22 protein-coding genes are annotated in these 26,071 nt (G+C 67.6%); 4 read left to right on the plus strand and 18 right to left on the minus strand.

All coding sequences use genetic code 11. The features are described 5' to 3' along the window. Positions 1-56 precede the first annotated feature (56 nt). The 6 genes from DX912_RS15860 to DX912_RS15885 all read right to left on the minus strand — a co-directional run bounded on the left by DX912_RS15860 (position 57) and on the right by DX912_RS15885 (position 6,448). Positions 57-1,049, minus strand: coding sequence for an AAA family ATPase (locus DX912_RS15860; RefSeq protein ID WP_115844042.1), 993 nt, complete (start codon positions 1,047-1,049; stop codon positions 57-59). Between the two features lie 366 nt (positions 1,050-1,415). After that, positions 1,416-3,338: a type IV pilus secretin PilQ gene (locus DX912_RS15865; RefSeq protein ID WP_115844044.1), complete on the minus strand. Its 1,923-nt coding sequence runs from the start codon at positions 3,336-3,338 to the stop codon at positions 1,416-1,418. A gap of 18 nt (positions 3,339-3,356) precedes the next feature. Then, positions 3,357-3,908, minus strand: a complete 552-nt coding sequence (locus DX912_RS15870; RefSeq protein ID WP_115844046.1) for a pilus assembly protein PilP — start codon at positions 3,906-3,908, stop codon at positions 3,357-3,359. 1 nt (position 3,909) lies between these two features. Next, positions 3,910-4,620, minus strand: a complete 711-nt coding sequence (locus tag DX912_RS15875; protein ID WP_115844048.1) for a type IV pilus inner membrane component PilO — start codon at positions 4,618-4,620, stop codon at positions 3,910-3,912. Then, the gene (locus DX912_RS15880; protein WP_115844051.1) at positions 4,617-5,390 is read right to left on the minus strand and encodes a PilN domain-containing protein; all 774 of its coding nucleotides are present in this window, start codon (positions 5,388-5,390) and stop codon (positions 4,617-4,619) included. Before DX912_RS15880 ends, DX912_RS15875 begins: the two co-directional genes overlap by 4 nt. After that, the gene (locus DX912_RS15885; RefSeq protein WP_115844053.1) at positions 5,390-6,448 is read right to left on the minus strand and encodes a pilus assembly protein PilM; all 1,059 of its coding nucleotides are present in this window, start codon (positions 6,446-6,448) and stop codon (positions 5,390-5,392) included. Before DX912_RS15885 ends, DX912_RS15880 begins: the two co-directional genes overlap by 1 nt. Positions 6,449-6,729: 281 nt before the next feature. On the opposite strand from DX912_RS15885, the gene DX912_RS15890 reads away from it, so the two are divergent. Both DX912_RS15890 and DX912_RS15895 read left to right on the plus strand, forming a co-directional pair. Continuing rightward, the gene (locus DX912_RS15890; protein WP_115844055.1) at positions 6,730-9,222 is read left to right on the plus strand and encodes a penicillin-binding protein 1A; all 2,493 of its coding nucleotides are present in this window, start codon (positions 6,730-6,732) and stop codon (positions 9,220-9,222) included. Between the two features lie 222 nt (positions 9,223-9,444). Further along, positions 9,445-10,098, plus strand: a complete 654-nt coding sequence (locus tag DX912_RS15895; protein ID WP_115844057.1) for a hypothetical protein — start codon at positions 9,445-9,447, stop codon at positions 10,096-10,098. 21 nt (positions 10,099-10,119) lie between these two features. Here DX912_RS15895 and DX912_RS15900 read toward each other — a convergent pair whose 3' ends face one another. The 11 genes from DX912_RS15900 to DX912_RS15950 all read right to left on the minus strand — a co-directional run bounded on the left by DX912_RS15900 (position 10,120) and on the right by DX912_RS15950 (position 23,949). Beyond that, on the minus strand, positions 10,120-10,731 hold the full coding sequence (locus DX912_RS15900) for a hypothetical protein (protein WP_115844059.1): 612 nt from the start codon (positions 10,729-10,731) through the stop codon (positions 10,120-10,122). Positions 10,732-10,744: 13 nt separating this feature from the next. Continuing rightward, positions 10,745-12,049, minus strand: coding sequence for a citrate synthase (locus DX912_RS15905; RefSeq protein WP_115844061.1), 1,305 nt, complete (start codon positions 12,047-12,049; stop codon positions 10,745-10,747). Between the two features lie 556 nt (positions 12,050-12,605). Continuing rightward, on the minus strand, positions 12,606-12,851 hold the full coding sequence (locus DX912_RS15910) for a type B 50S ribosomal protein L31 (protein WP_115844063.1): 246 nt from the start codon (positions 12,849-12,851) through the stop codon (positions 12,606-12,608). Positions 12,852-12,933: 82 nt separating this feature from the next. Continuing rightward, entirely contained in the window at positions 12,934-13,866 is a 933-nt protein-coding gene (locus DX912_RS15915; protein WP_115844066.1) for a nucleoside hydrolase, read from the minus strand. Between the two features lie 36 nt (positions 13,867-13,902). Beyond that, on the minus strand, positions 13,903-14,628 hold the full coding sequence (locus tag DX912_RS15920) for a copper homeostasis protein CutC (protein WP_115844067.1): 726 nt from the start codon (positions 14,626-14,628) through the stop codon (positions 13,903-13,905). Beyond that, entirely contained in the window at positions 14,625-15,632 is a 1,008-nt protein-coding gene (locus tag DX912_RS15925) for a glycosylasparaginase (RefSeq protein ID WP_115844069.1), read from the minus strand. Before DX912_RS15925 ends, DX912_RS15920 begins: the two co-directional genes overlap by 4 nt. Before the next feature lie 45 nt (positions 15,633-15,677). Next, on the minus strand, positions 15,678-16,697 hold the full coding sequence (locus DX912_RS15930; protein WP_233433621.1) for a glucokinase: 1,020 nt from the start codon (positions 16,695-16,697) through the stop codon (positions 15,678-15,680). A 103-nt stretch (positions 16,698-16,800) separates the two neighbouring features. Further along, a complete protein-coding gene (gene recG / locus DX912_RS15935; RefSeq protein WP_115844071.1) occupies positions 16,801-18,918 on the minus strand; it encodes an ATP-dependent DNA helicase RecG in 2,118 nt (705 codons plus the stop codon). Between the two features lie 119 nt (positions 18,919-19,037). After that, positions 19,038-21,452 (minus strand): TonB-dependent receptor, encoded by a 2,415-nt coding sequence (locus DX912_RS15940; RefSeq protein ID WP_115844073.1) that lies wholly within the window; start codon positions 21,450-21,452, stop codon positions 19,038-19,040. A 98-nt stretch (positions 21,453-21,550) separates the two neighbouring features. Then, positions 21,551-22,699 (minus strand): SO2930 family diheme c-type cytochrome, encoded by a 1,149-nt coding sequence (locus DX912_RS15945; RefSeq protein ID WP_115844075.1) that lies wholly within the window; start codon positions 22,697-22,699, stop codon positions 21,551-21,553. After that, the gene (locus DX912_RS15950) at positions 22,696-23,949 is read right to left on the minus strand and encodes a parallel beta-helix domain-containing protein (RefSeq protein ID WP_115844078.1); all 1,254 of its coding nucleotides are present in this window, start codon (positions 23,947-23,949) and stop codon (positions 22,696-22,698) included. Before DX912_RS15950 ends, DX912_RS15945 begins: the two co-directional genes overlap by 4 nt. A gap of 214 nt (positions 23,950-24,163) precedes the next feature. On the opposite strand from DX912_RS15950, the gene DX912_RS15955 reads away from it, so the two are divergent. Continuing rightward, the gene (locus DX912_RS15955) at positions 24,164-25,216 is read left to right on the plus strand and encodes an AraC family transcriptional regulator (RefSeq protein WP_181902865.1); all 1,053 of its coding nucleotides are present in this window, start codon (positions 24,164-24,166) and stop codon (positions 25,214-25,216) included. 8 nt (positions 25,217-25,224) lie between these two features. Further along, positions 25,225-25,602 (plus strand): YkvA family protein, encoded by a 378-nt coding sequence (locus DX912_RS15960; RefSeq protein ID WP_115844082.1) that lies wholly within the window; start codon positions 25,225-25,227, stop codon positions 25,600-25,602. A 52-nt stretch (positions 25,603-25,654) separates the two neighbouring features. On the opposite strand, the gene DX912_RS15965 is transcribed toward DX912_RS15960, so the two are convergent. After that, entirely contained in the window at positions 25,655-26,038 is a 384-nt protein-coding gene (locus DX912_RS15965) for a RidA family protein (protein WP_115844085.1), read from the minus strand. Between the last annotated feature and the right edge of the window lie 33 nt (positions 26,039-26,071).

Raw genomic sequence — 26,071 nt, forward strand, 5'->3', positions numbered from 1 at the left:
GAAACCGCTGGAGCGCAGACCTGGAGTGAGCGACGCGCGACGCGTCACGCGAAGCCTTACGGCAACGGGACGCGCTGGAGCAGCTCGACGACCAGGCGTTCGCCATCCCAGCCTTCGGCCGTGGCTTCGTAGCTGGGGAGGATGCGATGGCGCAGCACGTCGGGCGCGACGGCGCGCACGTCGTCTGGCGTGACGAAATCGCGCCCGGCGAGCCACGCGTGTGCACGCGCGCAGCGTTCCAGTGCGATCGAGCCGCGTGGGCTGGCGCCCCAGGCGATGCGGCGTGCGAGCGTCGCGTCGTAGCGCGCGGCATCGCGCGAGGCGAGCACCAGTTCGATCAGGTAGCGTTCGACCGCGGGCGCCAGGTGCAGGTCGAGCACGGCGTTGCGCGCGGCGAAGACGTCGTCCATCGGCATGCGTTCGACCGCGGCGGCCACCTGCTGCGTGGCCTGGCGTGCGCGCTCGCGGGCGAGCCGGAGGATTTCGGTCTCGGCGGCGGCCTGCGGATACCCGATGCGCACGTACATCAGGAAGCGGTCGAGCTGCGCTTCCGGCAGCGGGAAGGTGCCTTCCTGCTCGATCGGGTTCTGCGTCGCCATCACCAGGAACAGCGGCGGGAGCGCGTAGGTCGCGCGGCCGACGGTGACCTGTCGCTCGCCCATCGCCTCGAGCAGGGCGGACTGGACCTTGGCGGGCGCGCGGTTGATTTCGTCGGCCAGCAGGATCGGATGGAAGATCGGACCGGGCTGGAACTCGAAGCGGCCTTCCTGCGGGCGCCACACCTCGGTGCCGGTGAGGTCGGCCGGGAGCAGGTCGGGCGTGAACTGGACGCGGGCGAAATCGGCTTCCAGGCGGGATGCGAGGGCGCGGATCGCGCTGGTCTTCGCCAGGCCGGGGGCGCCCTCGACCAGCAGGTGGCCGTCGGCCAGCAGGGCGATCAGCAGGCGGTCGATCAGGGCCGACTGGCCGACGATCTCAGCCGATAAGGCATCCCGCAGTGCGCGGAAGGCGTCGTGCAGGCGGGACAGATCGTCGCTGCGGCGGTCCATGGCGGTCTCGGTGGGGAATCCGGGCCAGTTTGACCGAAGACGGACGATGCAGTTCACGCATCGCGTCATTCATTCAGCAATGAAAAGCAGAAGGGCCCCGAGGGGCCCTTTGGCGTGCCTGCCACGTGGCGGCGGATGCTATTGCGCTACTGCTGCCGTCCAGGGCGAAGCGTGACTGGCCTAGGATCGCCCGGCCGACCGTGGCCGGGCGCTCGTCGGGCCCACGCGGCGTTGCCGCGTAACACCGATTGCTGTAGCTACTGCTGCCATCCATGGCGATGTGTTGCGAGCTTCGGATCGCCCGGCCCGACCATCCATGGCCGGGCGTTCGCGCACGCGCGGACCAGTGGTCCGCAGCGCGTGCGCTCACCCGCGCTGCTCGACCTTCATCACCTTCGGGGTGACCATGATCAGCAGTTCGGCCTTGTCCTTGCTGCGACCCTTCTTCTTGAACAGGTTGCCCAGGAAGGGGATATCGCCCAGGAACGGCACCTTCGAGATGTCGCTGCGATCACGGAACTCGTAGACACCGCCGATGACGACGGTCTGACCGTCCTCGACGAGCACCGCGGTGTTGACCTCGCGCTTGGCGATGGTCGGCACCTGGCCGATCGACGTGTCGACGTAGCCTTCGACCTCGTCCTTCTTGACGTTCATGTTCAGGAACACGCGGCCGTCGTGGGTGATGGTCGGGGTGACCTTCAGCTCCAGCAGCACGTCCTTGAACTGCACGTTGGGGATCGGGATCGTCGTGCTACCCGAGCTCGGCGAGATCGTCACGTAGCCCACTTCCTGGCCTTGGCGGATCACCGCTTCACGCTGGTTGCTGGTCACCAGGCGCGGGTTGGAGATCACTTCGCCGCGACCTTCTTCCTGCATCGCCGACAGTTCGATGTCCAGCGCGTAGCCGGCATTGAGGATCTGCAGCGCCACCGAACCGGCCGGGTTCAGCACGCCCAGGTTGCTCATCGGGCCCTTGAACAAGGTCGGCAGCTCGCCCGACTGGTTGGCTTCCGCCAGCGAGCCGCGCGTTGCGTCGTTGTTCTCGATCGTGTCGTTGAAGAAGTACTTGCCGTCCTTCGTGCCGGCGATACCGAAGCGCGCGCCGAGTTCACGTGCAAAGGTGTCCTGCGCGATCACCACGCGGCCTTCGATCAGCACCTGGTCGACCGGACGGTCGATCACGTGGATCAGCTGCTTCATCTCCGCGACCTTCTTCGGGATGTCGCTGATCATGAGCGTGTTGGTTCGCTCGTCGGCGACCAGGCGACCGCGCGGCGAGAGGAAACCGCTGTCGTTGTTCGAGCCACCACCGCCCTGACCACCGCTGCTGCCGCCGATGCCCTTCGCTTCGGTCAGCGCTTTAAAGATCTGCGCAGCATTGTGGTAGTTGATCTGGATGTATTCCGTCGTCAGGTCGACGCGATTGTCCAGCGCGATGCGGGCGTCTTCCTTGTCCTGCTCGTACTTGGCGATCTCCGCCTGCGGGGCGACCCAAACGACGTTGCCGCTGCGACGCTTGTCCAGGCCCTTGGCCTGCAGGACGATGTCCAGCGCCTGGTCCCACGGAACGTTCATCAGGCGCAGGGTGACGTTGCCCGACACCGTGTCGGCGGCCACGATGTTCAGGCCGGACTCTTCGGCGATCAGCTGCAGCACGGTGCGAACCGGCACGTCCTGGAAGTTAAACGTCACCGGACGGCCGCTGTAGCTGCGCGCTCCGGTGGCCGGAGCCTTGCCCGTCGTCGACTGGCCAACGGCGCGACCGGTGGCGGCACCCGTACGCGGCACGATCTCGACGATGTATTCGCGACCGGTCTGGTACGCCATCGACTCGAAGTTGCCGCTCATGTCGAGCACGAGCTGCGTGCCCGCGCCGCTGTTGCGCGCGTCGATGCGCTGCACCGGTGTGGCGAAATCGACCACGTTGAGCGGCTTGCGCAGCGAGTCGGGCAGCTTGGCGTTGCCGACGTTCACCACGACGCTCTGGCCCTGGTTGCGCAGGTCAGGCGCGGCGCCATCGCCGCTGAACTTCACGACCAGGCGGCCGGAACCGTCGCTGCCGCGCTTGAAGTCGATGTTGGACACCTCGACGGTGCCCGGCAGCTGCTTGGACGGATCCAGGCTGGCCGGCGGCGCGACGGCCGTCGGCGCAGCCGGTGCCGGCGTTGCGGCATGGACGGCGCTGACGGCGGCGATCGCGCCGATCAGCAGGCCAATGGACCCGCTACGCAGCAGGGGGCGACGATCAGCGCGCGCGCTGAAGCTACCCGGTTCAAAAACGGTCATCGTGCATTCCCCCAAGAATCATTGATCTTCAAGCGCGACCGTGGCCGGACGCTCCAACCATCCACCCGCGCCATCCGGCACCAGTTCCACCAGCTCGATGCGGTCTTCGAACACGCCGGTCACGCGACCGTCGCTTTGCCCCATGTAGTTCCCCGGCGTCACGCGGTAGGTCACCTTGTCCGGTGCCATCACCAGCGCGATCACGCCGTTCCCCTTGCCGAGCGTGCCAACCATGTCGAGGCTGTCGAGCGGGAACTGCTCCAGCGTCTGCTTGCGGCGGCCGGCATCCGGACGCGGGCCATTGCCGCCACCTTCGTCGGTGAAGGCCGTGCTGAACGGATCACGCAAGGCGTAGGCGTTGTATTCGAATGTTTCGAACTGCTGCATCACCGGGAGCGGATCCAGCGGCGGCGCCGGACGCGCCTTGACTTCCGCGACCCACTTCTCGAGGTTCGGCGCTTCGCCCGGCGTGCTGGTGATGCCGCGCGAACACGCGGCCAAGCCAAGCACCAGGGCAATCGCCGTCAGGGCACGCAGCGGGGCGGCGCGTTCAATCAGTTGTGCGCGCATGTCAGGTCGCCTCCTTGGTGCCGCTCTTCTTGCCGCCCTTCTTCTTCTCGGTCGACTTGCCGTTCGCGGCATTGGCCTCGGCTTCCTGCTCCTGGACTTCCTCTTCGTCCAGGTAGCGGTAGGTCTTCACCGTGCCGGCCAGTTCCAGCGGGCTGTTGGGCGTGATCACGCCTTCCTTGCCGCGCGGCTTCAGCGAGATGTCGTGCATGGTCATGATGACCACGCGCGGCAGCGAGGCGACGCCACTGACGAAACCGCCGAACTGGTGGTAGCTGCCCACCATGCGAAGCATGATCGGCTTCTCCGCGTAGAACTCCTTCGGCTCCTCGGCACCCGGCTGGAACAGCTCGTTGGTGATGCCGGTGGCCAGCGCCGTCTGCGAGATGTCGACGATCAGGTCGGGCATCTCGGTCTTGCTGGGCAGCTGGCGCAGCATCTGCTGCAGCTGCTGTTCCATCTGTGCAAGCTGCTGCTTGAGCGGCTCCAGGTTCGCGGCCTTGCCCTGCTCGGTTTCGAACTCGCCGCGTAGGGTCACTTCCTTGCGCTCGAGATCTTCGAGCTTGTCGCGCTTGTCGCTGACGAACAGGTACCAGGCCAGGCCGACGATCACCACGACGATCACGCCGCAAAGACCGATCTTCGCCTGCTGCGGCCAGCCACCGATGTTATTGAAGTCCAGCTCATTGAGCTTGATGGGTTTCTTCTTGCTCATGACGCCGCTCCCTGGGCCGGCGTGGCAGTCGGCGCCGAGGGCGCAGTGGCAGGCGTTGCGGCCGGAGCGGCAGCAGGCTGGGCGGCGGACCCGGCCGGGACAGCCGGGGCGGTGGCTGCCGGGGTCGCGGCCGGCGCGGCACCCGCAGTCGCGGCGGCGTCACCCGACTGGGCAATCTGTGCCGCCGGCGCATCCGGCACGCCGTCGCCGTCCTCGTCCTTCGGCGCGTTGGGGTTGGCGAGCTTGACCTTCAGCTTGAACTCGTACGGCAGGCCCTTGTCGGCGCCCTTCGCCTCGATGATCGACAGGTCCGGACTGGTCATCCAGCCCGAGCCTTCGAGGTTGCGCATGTAGGTACTGACGCGGGCGTTGGACTGCGCACGACCTTCCAGCGTCAGCGTCTCGCTGTCCTGCTTGATCGAGGTCAACACCGCACCGTCGGGGATCGTGCGCACCAGCGAATCGAACAGGTGCACCATCTGCGAGCGGTTGGCCTGCAGCTTCTCGATCACTTCCTTGCGTGCGAGCAGCTTGGCCTTCTTCTCTTCGAGGACCTTGATTTCCTCGTTCTTCTTCTTGACGTCGTCGATCTGGCTCTGGACGAACGCATTGCGCTCGTTCTGGCCGTCGATCTGGCCGTTGTAGTAGCTGACGATCACGAACGACAGGAGCAGCGCGCCGATGGCCGCCGCGCCGAGCATCAGCCCGGTTTCCTTCTGCCGCTGCTTGCGGCGCTCTTCGCGCCACGGGAGGAGGTTGATGCGTGCCATCAGTCGAAGCTCCTCAGGGCCAGGCCGCAGGCGATCATCAGGGCCGGGGCGTCCTGCGCCAGCGCATGCGCCTGCACGCGCGGGCCGAGCGTCATGTGCGCCAGCGGGTTGGCGATGGTGGTCGGCACGCCGAGCTGTTCCTCGACCATCTCGGCGATGCCGGCGATGGACGCGCAACCGCCGGCCAGGACAATCTGGTCGACGCGGTTGAATTCGCTGCCTGCGTAGAAGAACTGCAGCAGGCGGCTGATCTGCTGGACCATCGCCTCCTTGAAGGGCTCCAGCACTTCGGCTTCGTAGCTCTCCGGAAGACCACCCTGGCGCTTGGCCAGGCCGGCTTCCTCGTAGCTCAGGCCGTAGCGGCGCATCACTTCGTCGGTGAGCTGCTTGCCACCGAAGACCTGCTCGCGCGCATACAGGCTGCGACCGTTGCGCAGGACGTTGAGCGTGGTCATCGTCGCGCCGGAATCGACCAGTGCGATGAGGCCGTCGCGCGGACCGCCGAGCTGGTCGGCGACCAGCGCGAAGGCGTTCTCGAGCGCGAAGGCCTCCACGTCCATCACCTTCGGGGTGAGGCCGCCGATCTCCAGCGCCGAGGCGCGCACTTCGACGTTCTCCGAACGCGACGCCGCAAGCAGCACCTGCAGCATGTCCGGGCTGCCGGGCATCGGGCCCAGCACTTCGAAATCGTGGTTGACCTCTTCGATCGGATACGGGACGTAGTTCACCGCCTCCAGCTCGACCTGCGACTCAAGGTCGTCCTCATCCAGGTCGCCCGGCATCGGGATGACCTTGGTGATGACCGACGAACCTGCGACCGCGGCGGCAGCGTGCTTGGCACGAGTGCCCGAACGCGCGACGGCGCGACGGATCGCCTCGCCGACGGCCTCGACCTCGACGATGCTCTTCTCGACGACGGCGTTGGGCGGCAGCGGCTCGACCGCGTAATGCTCGACGCGATAGCGATTGCCGGCCTTGGAGAGCTGCAACAGCTTTACGGCAGTCGAACTGATATCCACGCCGACGACCGCCGGCTGGCTTTTTGTGACGATCCCCACGATATTTTCCCCTTGCCACAGGCGCTTACGTGCGCCTTGTGTGACCCTGCTTTAAATAACCAAGTTTGCACAGGCTGGCAACCTTTTCCTTCCGAATTGCCTTACTGCGTCACTTTCCAACCCCTCGCGGCGCCCTCCGGCCGGGTCGACCCACCCCTGGGTCCCCGTGCCCGCCCAGCCTTGCGGCCCGGGCGTTTGGCCGGTGTGCTTGCGCTCAAAAAACCCCCTTCCCTGCTCCTCTATACTCCACGCCCACTACACCCGCAATCGGAATCTGCTTGATGCCCCGTATACGTCGCCTGCTGCGCTGGGCGCTGTTCGCGCTGGCCGGCCTGGCCCTGCTTGGCGCCATCGCGCTGGGCACCCTGTACTACCTCGTGGCCCCCAAGCTGCCCGACGTGGAAACCCTGCGCGCGGTCGAGATGCAGGAGCCGATGTACGTCTACGCGAAGGACGGACGCCTGATGGCGCTGTTCGGCGAGACGCGCCGCTACCCGGTGTCGATCCAGGACGTCCCGGAGCGCCAGAAGCAGGCCTTCCTCGCCATCGAGGACGCGCGCTTCTACAAGCACCACGGCGTCGACTTCAAGGGCGTCGCGCGCGCGGTGTGGCTCATCGCCACGACCGATGCGAAGCGCGTGCCGGGTGGTTCGACCATCACCCAGCAGGTCGCGCGCCAGTTCTTCCTCAGCAACGAATACAGCTACACGCGCAAGCTCGCCGAGATGCTCACGGCGATGCGCATGGAGCGCGAGCTGAGCAAGGACGAGATCTTCGAGCTGTACTTGAACAAGAGCTTCTTCGGCAACCGCGCCTACGGCGTCGCGGCCGCGGCGGAGTTCTATTACGGCAAGAAGCTCAATGAGCTTTCGCTCGACGAGATGGCCTCGCTCGCGGGCATTCCGAAGTTTCCGTCCAGCGGCAATCCGCTGACCAATCCCGAGCGCGCGAAGGTGCGCCGCGACTACATCCTCGATCGCATGGTCGAGCTGAAGTTCGTGAGCGCAGCCGAAGCGGCGCAGGCGAAGGCCGTGCCGATGCACGCCACGCCGCACGAGCGCCCCGTCGAGGTGTACGCGCCCTACGTGGCCGAGATGGTCCGCCAGGAGATGGTCGCCCGCTTCGGCAACGAGGCGCTGACCAAGGGCTACCACGTCACCACGACCATCGACCCGGTGCTGCAGGCGTCGGCCGACAAGGCCGTGCGCGATGGCCTGCACGTCTACGACCGCCGCCATGGCTGGCACGGCGTGGAGCAGCATTTCGACCTCGCACCGAACGAGGACGTCGCCGCGGTTCGTGCACGCCTTCGCAACATCGCCCCGCAGGCGGCGCTGATGCCCGCCATCGTCACCGGCGTGAGCGGCAGCCAGGTGCAGCTGGTGCTCGGCGATGGCACGCAGATCGAACTCGGCAATGGCCAGGGCTTCGGCGATCGCGCGCCGGCCAGCCTGGTCAAGCGTGGCGATCTCGTGCGCGTGAGCCGCATCGAATCCACCGCCGAGGTGAAGCCGGGCGAGGTACCGCCGCCGGCACGCTGGCGCCTCGACCAGGTGCCGCAGGCGCAGGCCGCGCTGGTGTCGCTGGAACCGGCCAACGGTGCGTTGCGCGCGCTTTCCGGCGGTTACAGCTTCGCCGGCGCGAAGTTCAACCGCGCCACGCAGGCGCGCCGCCAGCCGGGTTCGAGTTTCAAGCCGTTCGTCTACGCGGCTTCGTTCGAGCGTGGCTTCAATCCGGCGTCCGTCGTGCTCGACGCACCGGTGGTCTTCAAGGATCGCCGCGGCCACATCTGGCGTCCGCAGAACGACAGCGGCAACTTCGCCGGCCCGATGCGCCTGCGCGAGGCCATGGTGCAGTCGCGCAACCTCGTCTCGGTGCGCCTGCTCGACGCCATCGGCGTGGACTACGCGCGCAAGTACATCAGCCACTTCGGTTTCGACGAAGCCGAACTGCCGCCGAACCTGTCGATGTCGCTGGGCACCGCGTCGCTCACGCCGCTGTCGGTCGCGCGCGGCTTCGCGGTGTTCGCCAACGGCGGCTTCCGCATCACGCCGTGGTTCATCGATGAAGTGAAGGATCGCGAAGGCGCGGTGGTGTTCAAGGAAAAGCCCGCCGTCGCCTGCCCGGAATGCGGCGTGCCCGGCACCGTCGGCCGCGCAGTGCAGAACACCACGGTCGTCGATGGTTTCAACCTCGGGCCCGCCGGTTCCGCCGCGCCCGCCGCGACGCCCGAAGCGCCGAAGGACGAACCGAAGAAGCCGGTCATCGACACCAGCAACATGGTGCTCGCGCCGCGCGCGATCGACGGCCGCATCGCCTACCAGATCGTTTCGATGCTGCGCGACGTGGTCAAGCGCGGCACGGGCACGCCGGCGAAGGTGCTCGAACGCGACGACGTCGGCGGCAAGACCGGTTCGACCAATGATCACCGCGACGCGTGGTTCTCCGGCGTGGGCGGCCCGTACGTCACCACCGTCTGGGTGGGCCGCGACAACTACAAGTCGCTCGGCTATCGCGAATACGGCGGCAAGGCCGCGCTGCCGATCTGGATCGACTACATGCGCGTGGCGCTGAAGGACCAGCCGCTGGCGTTGAACGATCCGCCGGAAGGCATGGTCAAGGTGTCGGTCGCCGGCAACGGCGCGCTGATCCCGGGCGGCGAAGGCGGCATCATCGAATGGGTGAAGGCTGAAGACCTCGACCGCATGCAGAGCTACGTCGACTACGGTCCGCAGGAAACCGCGCCGACGGAAGAAGCGTTCGACATCTTCTGATCGCCGGCGTCGATACGCATGAGAACGCCGGGCATGTCCCGGCGTTTTCTTTTTGGGCGTCGCGTCACGGATGGGCTGCGTTCATCCTCGGGCGAGCGCGTCCACGAAACCGACACGCCAGCGAAGGTAACGTGCGTGCGCCAGGAAACATGCTAGCTTCGCCATGCCGGCGCTGTCGGCCGCGGCGAATTCCGCCACGTCGTGCCAGCCGCGGAGGTCCTCATGCCCCACGCTCGACAGCACGCCCACCAGCATGCGCTCACCCGCACACGCGAACGTCGGCATCGCCTCGCCCACGAAGCCGCGCGGCTGATGGCCGAGGGCGGCATTCGCGACTATCACCAGGCCAAGCTCAAGGCCGCTGAACGACTCGGCATCTTCGACGACGCTTCGCTGCCGCGGAATCGCGAGATCGAGGACGCGTTGCGCGAATACCAGCGCCTGTTCCAGCGCGAGAACGTGCCCGCGTTGCGCCAGCGTCGCGAAGCCGCACTGCGCGCGATGGAATTCTTCCAGGCGTTCCAGCCGCGGCTGGTCGGATCGGTGCTCGACGGCACGGCCGATACACACAGCCCGGTCGCGCTCCATCTGTTCAGCGACGACCCCGATGCGCCGCCGCGCTTCCTCGAACAGCACGGCATTCCAGCCGAATCGCGCAGCCGTCGCGTGCGACTGGATCGCGAACGCATCGCCGACGTGCCGGTGTGGGTGTTCAGTGCCGAAGAAATTGCGTTCGATCTGACGGTATTGCCGCTCGACGGCCTGCGCCAGGCGCCGTTGTCGAATCTGGACGAGAAGCCGATGAAGCGCGCCAGCGCGGCGCAGCTTCGCCAGATGCTGGCCGAGGAAGAGATCGAGGGTTACACGGGGGCCTGACGGAACCGGAACGCCCGGCGCTCAGCGCGGCGCGTTCGCCAGTCGCGCCCTGCGTGGCCGCGCGCCCGCATCACGCGCGCCGAACACGTTGAGTTCGATCACCACGAACGCCACCAGCCACAGCAACGCGTCCCACGTGTCGAGCCACGCCGCCCGCGGGTTTTCGTCGCCAAAACCCATCGCCGCCCAGTTGAGCAGGAAGCCGACCAGCGCGACATACAGCGCCGCGGCGATCGCGCGACGCATGCGATGCAGTCGCACGGCTCCTGGCGGCAGGCGCACTTCGAGCTCGAGCAGCGCGACCACGCCGAGCCACGTCATTTCGTTGAAGAAATCCAGCCACACGCGTTCGAGCGCGTAGCCCACCACGGCAATCACCACGGCGACGCTAGCCAGCAGGCGCACGCCATGCAGCACTGGAATCCAGCGCGCGCGCAGCGGCCAGCCGCCGGTCTCCCACTCGAACAGCATCAGCAGAACCAGCCACGCCGCGGTGTCGATCAGCTCCGTGAGCCGACCGTACAACGAGTACAGGACCACGTCGCCCGCGAGCAGCGCATAGATCGACCACTTGAATACGACGAAGCCGCGGCGTGGCCGCGGCTTCGAGGGTTCGGCAGTGACGCGAGCCACCGGCGCGATGGACTCAGCGCTTGGCCAAGTCGGTGTAATCGCGCTGCGGCGAGCCGATGTAGATCTGGCGCGGGCGGCCGATCTTGTTTTCCGGATCGTTCTGCTGCTCCAGCCAGTGCGAGACCCAGCCGGCGGTCCGCGCGATGGCGAACATCACGGTGAACATTTCCACCGGAATACCCAGCGCCTTGTAGATGATGCCGGAGTAGAAGTCGACGTTCGGGTAGAGCTTGCGCTGCACGAAGTACTCGTCCTTCAGCGCGGCCTCTTCCAGCTTCATCGCCACTTCGAGCAGCGGATCGTTGATGCCGAGCTCGCCGAGCACCTTGTGCGTCATCTCGCGGATGATCTTGGCGCGCGGGTCGAAGTTCTTGTAGACGCGGTGGCCGAAGCCCATCAGGCGGAAGCCCGATTCCTTGTCCTTCGCCTTGGCGACGGCGGAACCGACATTCTCCGGACGGCCGATCTCTTCCAGCATCTTCAGCACGGCTTCGTTCGCACCGCCATGCGCCGGGCCCCACAGCGCGGCGACGCCGGCGGCGACGCACGCATACGGGTTGGCGCCGGTGGAACCGACAAGGCGCACGGTCGAGGTCGACGCGTTCTGCTCGTGGTCGGCGTGCAGGATGAAGAGCAGGTCCAGCGCCTTGGCGGCGACCGGGTTGAGCTCGAGCGGCTCGCTCGGCACTTCCTTCATCATGTGCAGGAAGCGCGTGGTGTATTCGAGGTTGTTCTTCGGATAGCGCATCGGCCAGCCGATCGAATAACGATGGCAGGCGGCGGCGATCGTCGGCACCTTCGCGATCAGGCGGATCGCGGCCAGGCGGCGCTGTTCCGGATCCTCGAGGTCGAGATCGTTGTGGTAGAAGCTCGCCATCGAGCCGAGCATGCCCACCAGCATCGCCATCGGATGCGCGTCGTGGCGGAAGCCGTAGAGGAACGTGCGGAAGGCCTCATGCATCATCGTGTGATGCGTGACCTCGTGTTCGAACGAATCGAACTCGCCCTTGCTCGGCAGTTCGCCGTTCATCAGCAGGTACGCGACTTCGAGGAAGCTCGACTTCTCGGCGAGCTGCTCGATCGGGTAGCCGCGATACAGCAGCACGCCGGCATCGCCGTCGATGTAGGTGACGGCCGACTTGCAGCTGGCGGTGGCCGTGAAGCCGTTGTCGTAGGTGAAGGCGCCGGTTTCCTTGGGCAGCTTCGCGATGTCGATGCACGGCTGGCCGAGGACGGGATGATGGACCGGCAGGGTCACGGTCTTGTCGCCGGCGGTCAGGGAGACCTGATCGAAGCCGGATTTGTTGGAATCGGACACGAAACACTCCTCAAGTCTGCATGCCGCCGGGAAACACGGCACGGAGCGGGGGACGGGGGTCACGGCACAGATCGGCGCCGCGATCCGTGAATTATCGCACAACGCCCTTCGAGCGCTGACTCGGACTTTGGTGGCAGGCCACGCTCGGGCGCATCCCGGCGGGTTCCCGTCCGTTACGAGGGAATGGGCGCAGGAAGCGGCCAGATGGCGAAAAAGCGCGCGCCCCTCGGCCAGTGGGGACGCAGGGCATGGGCGCTCATTGATGGCCGACCACCCGTCGTCCTGGCCGCCCTCCCTTCGGCGCACTGGCTGCAGCGCCCGGGAATTTGGACGGCCGCCCGGCCCGACGCCCTCAGACGACTTGCGACGGGACCGGTCTCGCAAATCCGACGCCGCACTCGTGCGGACACGAAAAAACCGACGGCCACCTCTCGGCAGCCGTCGGCTGATTTCTGCGCGAAGCTTCGTCGCAATCCGGGACGCCGCGGGCAACCGCGAGGCCGGCGAGTCGTCGTGCGAAGTCCCGTGGGTCGCGCTCGAAAGCGCGGACCGCGGATTACTTCTGCGCGTAACGCTTGCGGAACTTGTCGACGCGACCGCTGGTGTCGACGATCTTGTGCTTGCCCGTGTAGAACGGATGCGAAGCCGAGCTGATATCGACCTTGATCAGCGGGTACTCGTTACCGTCTTCCCACTTGATCGTCTCCTTGCTGCCAAGGGTCGAACGCGTCAGGAACTGGTAATCGGTGGTGACGTCCTGGAAAACGACGTCGCGGTAGTCGGGATGGATGCCGGCCTTCATGGCACTCACCAATTCATTCGGGGAAAGCGCGGCAGTATAGCGGCCGCCCCTACCCTCGCGCAAGTCGCTACGGAGGCGGATTTCAACCCGCCGCCAGCGCCGCCCGGATCAGCCCCTCGAACCGGGCCTGGTCGTAGCGCATGAGGATCCGGAAACGGTCCGGCAGGCCGTTCTGGCGGTTCCAGTCGACCACGGTCATGCCGCGCGCGTGGCCGTGGCCCAGCTCGACCACGACCGGGCGATCGACCAGCTCCGTCGCGCCGTCCGGCTCCAGCGCGTACGCCATCGCCAGCGCGTCGGCCGAATGCCAGTAGTCGCCGCGGCGGTCGGCGGACCATTCGCGCGTCTTTTTCGAAATGCGCTCGTAAAAACGCGCACGCGGCGAATCGGCGGCGAGCCACTCGACCACGTGGTCGTGCAGCAGGCCGTGCGCGATGGTGCCTTCCCAGTCGGCCAGGTCGATCTGCGGGAACGCTTCGAAGACGATGTGCGCCGCCTCCGGGTCGAAGTACACGTTGAACTCCGCAGCCGGCGTGATGTTGCCGTGGCCGGTCACCGCGCCGCCCATCACCACGATGCGGGCGACCCGTTCGGGCAACGTCGGATCGAGCTTGAGCGCGAGCGCGACGTTGGTCAGCGGACCGAGCGCGACCAGCAGCAGCTTGCCGGCATGCTCGTGCGAGAGCCGCAGGATGGCCTGCGCGGCGTGCTCGCGTTCCGCAGCGCGCTGCGCGGCCTCGTAGCCGACGTCGCCGAAGCCGTCCTCGCCGTGCACATAGCCCGCGTCGGGCGCCGGATGCAGCAGCGGGCCCGGGCAGCCGGCGAACACCGGTGCCTCGATGCCCGCGACTTCGCAGAGCTTCAGCGCGTTGGCGACGGTGTGCTTCAGGCCGACGTTGCCCGCGGCGATGGTGAGGCCGACGACCTCATGACGCGGGTCGTTGAACGCCATCAACAGGGCCAGCGCGTCGTCCACGCCGGGGTCGGTATCGATCAGGAGAGGGATCTTGTTCATCGGCCGATTATCACCGCGACACGTGTCGAGCGCTTTTCACGATTCCAGCGCTTGCCGGAGCGCACGCACGACCGCTGCGCCCGTCTGCCATCGCTGCGCTTCCAGTCCGGGAAGCCGGCGCGGTAGCGCCAGGGTTGATTCGACCAGCGTTTTCGCCGAGGCATGCACCTCGCGAACGCCAGTGCGCTGCACGAGATCGCGCACGTTTTCCGGCGTGACACCCGCTCCGGCCATCACGGCGATGCGCCCGACAGCACCCTGCACAAGCGCCGCGATGACGTCCGCGCCCTCCATCGCAGTGGCATGCGCGCCCGACGTCAGCACGCGCTCGCAACCCAACGCGATCGCCGCCTCCAGCGCCGCCTGCGGATCGCTTGCGACGTCGATCGCGCGATGGAACGTCACGCCGAGCGGACGCGCCGCGTCGATAAGGTCCCGGCACAGTGCGACATCGACATCGCCGTCGGCGTCGAGCGCGCCGATCACCACGCCGTCGCAGCCGAGGCGCACGCACAGTTCGATATCGCGCAGCATCGTGTCGCGTTCGAGCGCGTCGAAGCGGAAGTCGCCCGCGCGCGGACGGATCAGCACGTACAGGGGGATGCGCAGGCGTTCGCGCGCCATCGCCAGCGTCCCGTACGACGGCGTGCAGCCGCCTTCGCCGAGGTTCTCGCAAAGCTCGACGCGGTCGGCGCCGCCTTCCTGCGCGGCCAGTGCCGAGGCCAGCGAATTGGCGGCAATTTCCAGCGTTACCGGACTCACTTCTGCTCGGTCCGGTACACCGACGCTGCGTCTTGCAGGCGATCGTGCGGGCCCGGCGATGCGTCCTGCACGGCATAGACGAAGCCGCGATGCAGCGCGAACGCGCCGACGTCGCCGTCCTTGTTCATCGCAAGGAAGCACACCTGCAGCGTCTTGCTGGCTTCCGGACGCTTGCGCACGACGCGGTCGATGGCTTCGCGGCACGCGTCCGCCGGCGAACGCCCCTGCCGCATCAGTTCGACGACGAGGAAGCTCGCGGCATTGCGGATCATCTCCTCGCCGACGCCCGAGGCCGTGGCCGCACCGACTTCGTTGTCGACGTACAGACCCGCGCCGATGATCGGGCTGTCGCCCACGCGGCCGTGCAGCTTCCACGCCATGCCGCTGGTCGTGCATGCGCCGGCCAGCCGTCCCTGCGCATCGCGCGCGAGGATGCCGAGCGTGTCGTGGTTGGTCTTGTCGCCGGGCCGCGTCTGGCGCTCGGCGTTGATCTGCGGCGCGTACTTCGACGTCTTCAGCCATTCGCGCCATGCATCGCGCGCGGAATCGGTGAGCAGCGGCGTCTTCTGGAATCCCTGCGCGACGGCGAACTGCTGCGCACCCGCGCCGACGAGCATGACGTGCGGCGTCTTCTCCATCACCGCACGCGCGACGGAGACCGGATGCGCGATGTCCTCCAGCGCTGCGACCGCGCCGCAGCGGCCGTCGCCGTCCATGATGCTGGCGTCGAGTGTCAGGACGCCGTCGCGATCGGGGTTGCCGCAGCGGCCGACGGTGGGGTTGCACAGGTCGGCCTCGGCCCAGCGCGCGCCGGCTTCCACCGCATCCAGCGCGCTGCCGCCGCGTGCGAGCACCGGCCATGCAGCCGCGTTCGCTCCGACACCGAAGTCCCACGTGGACACCACGCGCGCACCGCCTGCGACCGGTGTGCTTTCCACGCGCGGGAGAACGGCGGCGCCGGCCGCGAGCATCGTGGCCTGCAGGAACTGTCGGCGATTGCCCATCAGGGTTTCCCGGAAAGTTGGATCGGGCCGAGTGGGCCGATCGGGTCAGAAGCCGGAATGGCGCTCGTAATACCAGGCGGCGGCGCCGACAAGGCCAAGCTGGCCGTGGTCGACCAGCCACACGGGCACGCGCGCGAGCACCTCGCCCAGCACGCCCTTGTTGCGGAAGCGCTCGGCGAAGTCGCTTTCCAGCAGGAACGGGCGGATCTGCGCGGGAATGCCGCCGGCGAGGTAAACCGCATCCGCACCGAACGTCACCGCGAGATCGCCCGCGAGGCTGCCGAGCAGGCTGCAGAACAACTGCAGCGATTCGCGCGCCTGCGCGTCGCCATCGGCCTGCGCGGCCGCCGCGATGGCCTCGGGCGTGTCGAGCTTCGGCGTCACGCCGTCGAGTTCGCACAGCGCGGTGTAGGTGTTCACCAGGCCCGGGCCGGACAGGACGCGTTCGTTGTCCACGTGCGGCCAGCGCTGGAGCAGGCGCGTGAGCAGCGCGATCTCGCGCGGCGTACCGACGGCGAGCGACGCGTGCCCGGCCTCGCTCGCCAGCACGCGCAGCGGCACGCCCTGCTGGAGCGTGCGCGGCAGGCACAGCGACGCACCGAACCCGGTGCCCGGACCGAGCACGAGCGCGGGCCCGTCGCCGGCCTGGACCGGGCCGCAGACGCGCGTCATCGCGGCCACGTCGATGTAGGGCATTGCGCAGGCCACGGCCTCGAAATCGTTGAGCAGCGCGAAGTAGGCGATGCCGGCCTCGCGGCGCGTGCGCTCCAGCGAGACCGGCCACTGCAGGTTGGCGTTGATCAGCGTGTCGCCTTCGAGCCTGCCCGCGATGGCGACCACGACATGCGTGCGCTCGGCGCCCTGGGTTTTCGCGAAGTCGTCGACGATGGCGGCGAGCGAGGGGAATTCGGCGCAGACGTAGCGGTGGTAAGCCAGCACGTCGACCTTGCCGCCGGGTCGCACGTGGACCAGCCCCAGCCGCGCATGGGTGCCGCCGACGTCGGCGGCGATGAACGGCTGCGAGCCGTGCCGTCCGACGGGATGTTCGGTTGGAGCGGGGATCACGATCGGCGGGTTCGAAGGCTACGACGGGCGTTCATGATGCCCGTTTCGAGCCGCGGGCTGCAGGTTCGGCCTTCACGCAGCGGTTTCGGCGGGCGGCGGCGACTCACGCGGAGGCGAAGCGGACGGCGCCGCCGACCCAGCGCGCAACGATCCGCTCGGCCAGTTCCGGCGAGTCGTGCAGCAGCTTTTCGCCCATCTCGTGCACCTGCGGGAGCAGGTCGGCGTCGCGGGCGAGATCGGCCACGCGGAACTGCGCCAGGCCAGTCTGGCGGGTGCCGAGCAGTTCGCCGGGCCCGCGCAGTTCCAGGTCCTTCTCGGCGATGACGAAGCCGTCGTTGGTCTCGCGCATCGTCTCCAGGCGCTGGCGCGCCATCTGCGACAGCGGCGCCTGGTAGAGCAACACGCAGCTCGACGCCGCGCTGCCCCGCCCCACGCGCCCGCGCAGCTGGTGCAGCTGCGCGAGACCCAGGCGCTCGGCGTTCTCGATGATCATCAGCGACGCGTTGGGCACGTCGACGCCGACTTCGATCACCGTCGTCGCCACGAGCAGGCCGATCTCGCCGTCCTTGAATGCGCGCATCGTGGCCTGCTTGTCGGCGGCCTTCATGCGGCCGTGGACCAGGCCGACGCGCACTTCAGGCAGGCGCTTGCACAGATCCTCGTAGGTGGACTGCGCGGCTTGCGCGACCACCTCGTCGCTGTCGTCGATCAGGGTGCACACCCAGTACGCCTGCCGCCCTTCGGCGCAGGCCTTGCGGATGCGCTCGACGAGTTCGGGCCGGCGCTCGGCGCTCAGCGCGACCGTCTGCACCGGCGTGCGGCCGGGCGGGAGTTCGTCGATGGCGGAAACGTCGAGGTCGGCGTACGCGGCCATCGCGAGCGTGCGCGGGATAGGTGTCGCGGTCATGACGAGCTGGTGCGGGACGATCGCATCGCCATTGCCGCTGCCACCGCTGCCCTTGTCGCGCAGCGCCAGGCGCTGGTGCACGCCGAAGCGGTGCTGTTCGTCGACGATCGCCAGCGCGAGGTCATGGAAGGCCACGCCTTCCTGCATCAGCGCGTGCGTGCCGACGACGACCTGCGCCTCGCCCGAAGCGACCTCTTCCAGGACCTTCGCGCGCGCCTTGCCGGTGACCTTGCCGGCGAGCCACGCGACGCGAATGCCGAGCGGTTCGAGCCAGCCGCGCAGGTTGTTGAGGTGCTGCTCGGCGAGTAGTTCCGTCGGCGCCATCAACGCGGCCTGCCGGCCGGCTTCCACCGCGCACATCGCGGCGAGTGCGGCGACGACCGTCTTGCCGCTGCCGACATCGCCCTGCACCAGGCGCAGCATCGGGTGCGGCTGCGCGAGGTCCTGGCGGATCTGTTCGAACACGCGCTGCTGCGCGCCGGTGAGCGCGAAGGGCAGCCGCTTGCGCAACGTGTCGGCCAGCGCGATCCGGTCCAGCACCGGCGCGGCGTGTGCCTGCTGTGCGATGCGCTGGCGACGCAGGCTCAGGTGGTGCGCGAGCAGTTCCTCGATCGCGAGCCGGCGCTGCGCCGGATGACGCCCCGCGAGCAGCGCGGCGACGTCGGCATCCTGCGGCGGCCGATGCACCGTCAGCAGCGCTTCGCGCAGCGAAGGCAGGTTCGAACCGTCGCGCAGCTCGCGCGGAAGGAGTTCCAGCGCGTCCTCGTCGGGCAGGCGATCGAGCGCCTGGCCGATCAGGCGCCGCAGCGACACCGGCCCGAGGCCCTCGATCGCCGGATACACCGGATCCAGGCTGGTGCCCAGCGCGTCGTCGCCGGCCTCGTCGATCATCCGATAGCTCGGATGGACGATCTCCAGCCCGTGCTGGCCCGGCCGCGGCGTGCCGTAGCAGCGCACGCGCGCGCCGACCTGGAACTGCGCCACCTGCGCGGCGCGGAAATGGAAGAAGCGCAGCACCAGCGTGCCGTGGGAATCGTCGCCGAGGGCCACGCGCAGCATCGGGCGATAGCGGAATCCGCGTTCGACCGCTTCCACGCGCCCTTCCACCTGCACCGCCACGCCCGGCTGCAACAGGCGGATCGGCGTCAGCGCGGTGCGGTCCTCGTACTGGCGCGGCAGTTGCAGCCAGAGGTCCTGCAGCGTGGCGAGCCCGCGTGCGGCGAGCTTCTCGGCCACGCGCGGCCCGACGCCCTTCAGGGCGCTGATCGGCTGCTGTTGAAGATCGACGGACGCCCCGCCCTTGCGAATCGGCATCGGGAAAGGATGCCGCGAAAGGCGCGTCGGTAGAAAGAGGGAAAGTGGGCGGCGCCGTGTCGGAAGCCCCTCACCCCGCCCCTCTCCCGCGTGCGGGAGAGGGGGGTTGCCTGGTGCGATCAGAAGTTCGCCGTCAGCTCCACGCCGTAGGTGCGCGGCTGGGTCATGCGCGCGCCGACGGTGCCCAGCACGGTCATGCCGTAGGTGCCGAACGAGTTCACGTACTGGTTGTCGAGCAGGTTGTTGCCGTAGACCGCAACGCCCCAGTGCCCCGTGGCCGACGTCCAGCCGATGCGCGCGTCGAGGATTTCCTGCGCCTCGCCCGCCTCGGCCTGACCGAAGCGGCCGCAGCCCAGCACCGACACGGACTCGTCATTCGTGCGGCACTTGCCGACGTACGAGTAACGCGCCGAAGCACGCACGTCGCCGGCGTCGGCCAGACGCCACACGTAGTTCGCGCCCGCGGCGAAGGACCATTCCGGCGCGCCGGTCGGCTGGCCGCCGAGGTCCAGGCCCTGCGGGTTCACGTACGTCTTGAAGGTCGAATCCAGGTATTCGGCGTTGAAGTCGAAGCCGAGTCCGTCGGTGGCCTGCCAGCGCAGGTCGAAGTCGACGCCGTACGCCTCCTGATCGGACGTGTTCACCAGGAAACGCGGGATGTCGGTCGTCATGTCCAGCGTGACGGCCTGGCGGTTGTCGTAGACGTAGTAGAACGCCGACACGTTGTACGCGAGGCGATAGTCCGGCAGCGCGTGCTTGATGCCCGTCTCGAAGTTCCAGACGTCCTCGTTCTCGAACTCGCTGCCGATCTGCAGCGCGTTGAAGCCGCCGGCCTTGTAGCCCTTGGCGAGCGATGCGAAGCCCATCAGGTTGTCGTTGAAGTGGTAGTCGACGACGAAGCGCGGGCTCCAGTCGTCCCACGACTTCTTGGCGCGATTGAGCACGCCCTTGTTCGCCACCGCCGGCGGATCGATGAAGGCGATGTCGAACACCAGCATTTCCAGCGGAATGCCGGCCGCATCGAGGAAACCGATGCGGTCGAGCAACGCCAGCTGCGCGTCGAGTTCCGGCGCGCTGCGCAGGTCGTTGAACCAGGTGAAGTCCTTCTCGTCGCGCGTGTAGCGCAGGCCGACGGTGAGGTTGGTCTTGTCGTTGACATGCCAGATCACGTCGCCGAACGCAGCGTATGCCTTCGTGTCGAGCGAGTTCACGAACTTCTCGTTCCACGGCAGGCCGGTGAGATCCACCGGAATCCCGAACATGTTCGCCGCCATCGTCAGCGGACCGTACAGGCCACCCGGCGCGAGGCCGAGGTTGTTGGCGATGGTGTCCACCGAATCGGTCAGCGCGTTGACTTCGCTGGTCTGGTCGGCGTCTTCCTGGAAGTAGCTCAGGCCCGCGACCCAGTCGATGCGGTCGGTCGATCCGTTGAACTTGAACTCCTGGTAGAAGTTCGTGTTGCTCTCGGTGTTCGTCGAATCGACGTAGAGGTAGCTCAGGTTCGTGCCGTCTTCCTCGACGCGGTTGAGCGAATCGTAGTCGTGCCACGCGCTCGTCGAGGTCAGGCTGAAGCCGCCGAAGTTGTGGTCGACGATCAGCGTCACGCCATCGAACGTGCGCGTTTCCGCATCCGGCGCGTCGGTCCTGTACGGCTGGCGTTCCGGATCCAGGAACGAATCCGGATCCGCCGGCGCCGTCGGCAATGCGGGCAGTGCCGGGATCGGCACGACGCTCGTGGTCGCCTGGCCGCGCTGGTCGAGGCTTTCGTGGTCCCACGAAATCCATGCGCGCGTGTTGTCGCCGAAGCGCGTCTGGAACGCGGAGCGCGTGGCCCAGTTGTCTTCCGGCGCGAGGTCCTCGCCTGTGTCCGCGTCGCGTATCCAGCCGTCGCTGTGGTTGAAGATGCCGTTGAAGCGGAAGGCCGACGTATCGCTCACGGCGATGTTCGCCATACCTTCGAAGTAGGTCTTGTTGTCGTTGCCCAGGCGCAGCTTGCCGCGCGCGTGGTTGCCGTCGGTGTCGGGACGGTGCGTGATGATCGAGATCGCACCGGCCGCGGTGTTGCGTCCGAACAGCGTGCCCTGCGGGCCCTTCAGCACTTCGATGCGCTGCACGTCGGTGAACGGCAGCAGCACGCCACCGCCGCGTCCGGCGTACACGCCATCGACGTACACGCCGACGGCCGGATCGGTGCCGATGCCGAAGTCGTCGGTCTCGATGCCGCGCAGCTGGAAGCTCGGCTGCGTCGGCTGGAGGCTGTTGACGCGCAATCCGGGCACGAAGCTGTCGATGTCGCCGAGGTCTTCGGCGGCGACGTCATCGATCAGCTGTTCGGTGACGACCTGCAACGCGATCGGCACGTCGAGCAGTTCCTGCTCGCGGCTCTGCGCGGTAACGGTGATCGTGTCCAGCTGCGTGGCGTCCGTCGTGGTGGACGCGGCTTGCGCGAATGCCAGCGGCGAGGCCGCGACGGCGAAACATCCAAAGAGCGCGCGGCCTAGACCGACCGCGAGCCTGCTCTTGCGTGGCGACATCGGAACTCCCCTCCCAATGGCTTTCTAGTTTTTGTTGCGGCTCACTTCGTTGCTGCAGTGCCGCGTCGCGCGCCCCTGTTCCGCGCGACGAAAGCACCTTACCTCATCGCGACATGCGCGCCATCGCTGGTGCAGTTGCCCAGCCAAGCGGCGATCCAGTCGCGCACCACGGCCACGCCTTCCTCGTGCACGGTGGCGCGCCCGACCTCGGGCATCATCGCGCCGGGATCCAGACTGCTCATGCGATAGATCAGGATCGACTCGTCCGGTTTGCCGGGCACGATGTCGAACAGGTGGTCGCCCGTGCCCTGCCCCGCCGCGACCGGCGGCTTGCACAGGCCCAGACGGCGCGCCTCGTCAGTACCGGCGTCGAGCCACAGGCCCGAGGTGTCGGCCGGGCCGACCTGGCTATGGCAATGACCGCAGTTCACGTCGAGATACGCACGCGCGCGACTTTCGATCGACGCGCTCGCATCGTCGAAACGCGCGTTGTGCGGAACGCCCGTCGCCGGCAGGCCTTCGAGCCGTCCGAGCGAGACCATGCGCGCGAGCTGGTTCTGGCCGTCGTGCCACGGATCGTCGCGATTGAGATGCCGCGCCTTCGGTCCGATCGGATGCAGTTCGCGCGTGGTGTTGTTGGTCGAATGGCAGCCGGCGCACTGGTTCTCGTCGGGCACCATGTAGGCGAACGAGGTCTTCGCGCTGCCGTCGGGCTTGTGCATCGTCAGCGGCACGACGTCGCCGGCGCGCGCGAGCGTCGCTTCGGTCTGCTCTTCGTTCCACACGTACGGCAGCGCGACCCAGCCCGTCTCGCGACGCACGAGCAGCCGCGTTTCGATCAGGCGCACTTTCGACAAATCGAGCCCGTTCGCCGATTCGTCCTTCTGCTCGGCCACGCGCAGCACCGCGCCGTCCTGTCCGCGCGGGTAGTAGAACGTCTTGCTGATGATGGTGCCGACCGGGAAATCGAACGCGTCGTTCGCGCTGTACTTCGCTTTCCTGCCTTCCGGCATCCAGATCGTGCGCAGCTTGTGCGCGTAATCGCTGAACAGCGCGCTGTTCAGCGCATACGGTTCGACGCCGTGGTTGAGCTTCAACTGCTTTCCGTCGGAGGACAGCACATGCCATTCGCCCAGCGTCTGCGGCTGGCCCTGCGGGTGGAACAGCACCGGCGCTTCGCTACGCTGGCAACCGCCGACGAACATCGCGGCCACCAGCACGGCCGCGTGGATCACGAACTGCTTCATGCCGACGGAGCCGCCTTCGCGGTCGTCGCCGCGGCCTTCGTCGGAAGCGTCACCACCGGCAGCGGCGGCAGCGTGCAGCGCACCTTGTCGGTGACCACGCTCGGGTTCTTGTACTTGTTCGGACCGTCGGCGTTGAGCGTCTGCGCCTGGCCGTTGTCGATGCAGACCCGCGCGCCGCCGGCGCGCTGCGCGTTGACGTAGCCGTCCCACAGCACGTCGGGCAGGCGGCCGTTGAGGCCGAACATCGCCACCTTCAACGCTTTCAGGTCGAAGCCGTCGGGCTTGTCGCCGCCACCCTTGAAGCGGTTGCCGTGGATGGCGATCTCTTCCGGATACGGATCGAAGCTCTTCGCCACGCCCTTGTCGGTCATGTAGCCGGTGGAGAAATAGCTCGACACGATGACGTTTGCCGTCTGGTTGTCGGCGATGTCGTTGTCGAAGATCTCGACCTTGTCGTTGGAATTGATGACCACGCCCGAGCCGGCGGGCACGCTCGCGACCGCCGCGCCCTTCGCGGCGAAGTTGTCGGTGTTGTTCTCGAAAACCTTGTTGTTGTAGACGCGCGTCGTGTGGCCCGGCTGCGGCAGGTTCGGCATGTTGAAGACAAGAATGCCGCCGGTGTTCTGCGTCGCGATGTTCTCGTAGACGTCGGCGCCGATGGTGTTCTCGATCTCGATGCCGGCGACGTTGCGCTCGGCGCGGTTGCGGCGCACGACGACGTTCTTCGACTGGCCGACGTAGATGCCCGCGTCCGATGCGCCGATCGCGACCGAATCCTCGATGAGCACGTTGGTGGTCTGCACCGGATAGATGCCGTACGCGCCGTTGGTCGTCTTCGGCCCGCCCGTCCATTCCACGCGCACGCCGCGGATGGTGATGTTGTCGCCTTCGTTGATCTTCAGGCCGTCGCCCTTGCTGTCCTCGATGGCGAGGTTTTCCAGCGTGAAATCGCCGGCGTTGACCAGCAGCCCTTCGGCGCCGGCCTTCTGGTCCTTGAAGCTCAGGATGGTCTTGTCCATGCCCTGGCCGCGGATCGTCACGCCGTTCACGCGCAGCGTCAGGCTGCGGTCGAATGCGTGGCGGCCGGCGGGAATGTCGATGACGTCGCCGGGCTTGGCGTCGAGCAGGCGCTCGATCAGCACCTTCTGGAAGTCCGGACTGGCCGCGGGCGCGGCCGGCTGTTGCTGCTGGCAGGCGGCCAGTGCCGCCAGTCCCATGGTGACCGCCACGCCGAGCACGATGCGCTTCATCCGACTCCAGTCCTGTCCTGCGACGGACTGCCCGTCGCGAATGTCCCCGCCGAAAACAGGCCACGCCGACCCTGCGGCGTGGCCCCTCCCCGGCCCCTTCGGGAGTCTGTGACCTTCCGGCGATCCCGGTGGAGGGCAAAGCCGGCATACTCAGGGGGGAAAACCGGACAAGCTACGCCAGCGTATGCCGAGCCAGCACCGCGACGATCCCCGATTGAACAACGCCACGATCAAGAGCGGCATCGTCGCCGGGCTGGTCGCGATGGCGCGCGAGCATGGCGTCGCCTGCGACCAGTGGTTCTCGGGATTGCGGCTCGGTCCGGCCGCGTTCGACGGCGAGGCGCCGGTCTACCTCTCCTATCGCCAGGCGTGCCAGATCATCCGCCGCGCCGTGCGCAGCCTGCCGGTGCACGGGCCCGGGCTGGTGCTCGGTCAGCGACAGGGCATCGGGCATTTCGGCCTGCTGGGTCTTGCGATGCTGACCGCGCCGCAGTTCGCGCAGGCGATGCAGCTTGGCATCCGGTACGCGCCGATCACCGGCGCGATGATGGAACTGGAACTGGACGAGTACGACGACGGCGCGATGGGCGTGGTCGCACGCATGCAGTCGTCGGAGCCGGAACTGGAGCCGTTCCTGTGCGAGGAACTGTTCGCCAGTTCGCTGATGCTGTGCCGTGGCCTGCTCGGCGCGGAGTTCCGCCCGCGCGTGCTCGAGCTGACGTATCCCGCGCCGTCGTATGCGGCCGATTACGTGCATGTGTTCGCCTGCGAGGTGCGCTTCGACGCGCCGCGCAACCGCGTGGTGATCGATCCGCGCTGGCTGCAGGCGGCGATGCCGGCGAACAACAGCGCCAGCGCGCAGCAGATCATCGCGCTGTGCGAGGAGCAGATGCCCGCCGGGCAGCCGCGCAGCGAGATCGTGGCGGTGGTCGAGCGCCTGCTGCGCCAGCGCATCGCCGACAACCCGCGCGAGGTGCAGATCGCCGCGGAACTGCATCTGACCGAACGCACGCTGCGCCGCCAGCTGCACGCGGCGCACACCAGCTTCAGCGAACTGCACGACCGCGTGCGCAGCGAATCGGCGCGCGCATTGCTGGCCGACGCACGGCTGAGCATTGCGCACGTCGGCGCGGCGGTGGGATTCAAGGACGCGCGCGAGTTCCGACGTGCGTTCAAGCGCTGGACCGGCGTCGCGCCTCGCGAGATGCGCGCGGGCGAGAAGCAGGAGGCTAACGCCGTCGAACACGCAACGCCTGGCGGCGGCTGATCGAACGCATGTCGCGCTTGCGCAATTGGGCTCGCGGCTTGAAGCGGCAGACGCTCGTCGTCTGGTTCGCGGCGCGCGATCCACGCACCCCGTGGTTTCCGCGCCTGCTCGCGCTCGCCGTCGCGGCGTACGCGCTGAGTCCGATCGACCTGATCCCCGACTTCATCCCGGTGCTGGGCTACCTCGACGACGTCATCCTCGTGCCGCTTGGCGTGTGGCTGGTGTTGCGGATGGTGCCGGCCGGGGTCATCGCCGATTCGCAGGCGAAAGCGGCAGCAGCGGCGGAACGGCCGGTGAGCCGCGGCATGGCCGTGGTGATCGTGGCGATCTGGGCGATCGCGTTTGCGGTGCTCGGCCTGTGGGCGTGGCGGACGTTCCGCCACTGATGCAACTGCAGCCCGGATGCGCTCCGCATACCGGGCTGCGAAACGCGGTCGATCAGTCCAGCACCATCACCGCATCGACCTCGAAGCGCGCGCCGCGCGGCAGGCCGGACACTTCGACGGTGGAGCGCGCCGGATACGGCGCCTGGAAGAACTCGCTCATCACAGCGTTCACCGCGGCGAAGTTGTCGAGGTCCGTGAGATACAGACCCAGGCGCACGATGTCGCCGAGCGAGCCGCCGGCGGCTTCGCACACGGCCTTGAGGTTCTCGAACGAACGACGCGCCTGCGCGGTGATGTCGCCTTCCACCAGCAGGCCGGTGCTCGGATCGAGCGGAATCTGGCCGGAGAGGTACACGGTGTCGCCGGCGCGCACGGCCTGCGAATAGGGGCCGATCGCGGCCGGCGCCTTGTCGGTCTGGATGATCTGGCGGGACATGGGCGGGTTCCTGATTGCGAAAGCGCGAGGTTA

Origin of the sequence: Lysobacter soli (assembly GCF_003382285.1) — a bacterium.
GTDB classification, from domain to species: Bacteria; Pseudomonadota; Gammaproteobacteria; order Xanthomonadales; family Xanthomonadaceae; genus Lysobacter_J; species Lysobacter_J soli.

Coding starts and splice junctions, on each gene's coding strand:
- DX912_RS15860 (WP_115844042.1), bottom strand. CDS start 1,049: ATGGACCGCCGCAGCGACGATCTGTCCCGCCTGCACGACGCCTTCCGC.
- DX912_RS15865 (WP_115844044.1), bottom strand. CDS start 3,338: ATGACCGTTTTTGAACCGGGTAGCTTCAGCGCGCGCGCTGATCGTCGC.
- DX912_RS15870 (WP_115844046.1), bottom strand. CDS start 3,908: ATGCGCGCACAACTGATTGAACGCGCCGCCCCGCTGCGTGCCCTGACG.
- DX912_RS15875 (WP_115844048.1), bottom strand. CDS start 4,620: ATGAGCAAGAAGAAACCCATCAAGCTCAATGAGCTGGACTTCAATAAC.
- DX912_RS15880 (WP_115844051.1), bottom strand. CDS start 5,390: ATGGCACGCATCAACCTCCTCCCGTGGCGCGAAGAGCGCCGCAAGCAG.
- DX912_RS15890 (WP_115844055.1), top strand. CDS start 6,730: ATGCCCCGTATACGTCGCCTGCTGCGCTGGGCGCTGTTCGCGCTGGCC.
- DX912_RS15895 (WP_115844057.1), top strand. CDS start 9,445: ATGCCCCACGCTCGACAGCACGCCCACCAGCATGCGCTCACCCGCACA.
- DX912_RS15910 (WP_115844063.1), bottom strand. CDS start 12,851: ATGAAGGCCGGCATCCATCCCGACTACCGCGACGTCGTTTTCCAGGAC.
- DX912_RS15915 (WP_115844066.1), bottom strand. CDS start 13,866: ATGAACAAGATCCCTCTCCTGATCGATACCGACCCCGGCGTGGACGAC.
- DX912_RS15925 (WP_115844069.1), bottom strand. CDS start 15,632: ATGGGCAATCGCCGACAGTTCCTGCAGGCCACGATGCTCGCGGCCGGC.
- recG (WP_115844071.1), bottom strand. CDS start 18,918: ATGCCGATTCGCAAGGGCGGGGCGTCCGTCGATCTTCAACAGCAGCCG.
- DX912_RS15940 (WP_115844073.1), bottom strand. CDS start 21,452: ATGTCGCCACGCAAGAGCAGGCTCGCGGTCGGTCTAGGCCGCGCGCTC.
- DX912_RS15945 (WP_115844075.1), bottom strand. CDS start 22,699: ATGAAGCAGTTCGTGATCCACGCGGCCGTGCTGGTGGCCGCGATGTTC.
- DX912_RS15950 (WP_115844078.1), bottom strand. CDS start 23,949: ATGAAGCGCATCGTGCTCGGCGTGGCGGTCACCATGGGACTGGCGGCA.
- DX912_RS15960 (WP_115844082.1), top strand. CDS start 25,225: ATGTCGCGCTTGCGCAATTGGGCTCGCGGCTTGAAGCGGCAGACGCTC.
- DX912_RS15965 (WP_115844085.1), bottom strand. CDS start 26,038: ATGTCCCGCCAGATCATCCAGACCGACAAGGCGCCGGCCGCGATCGGC.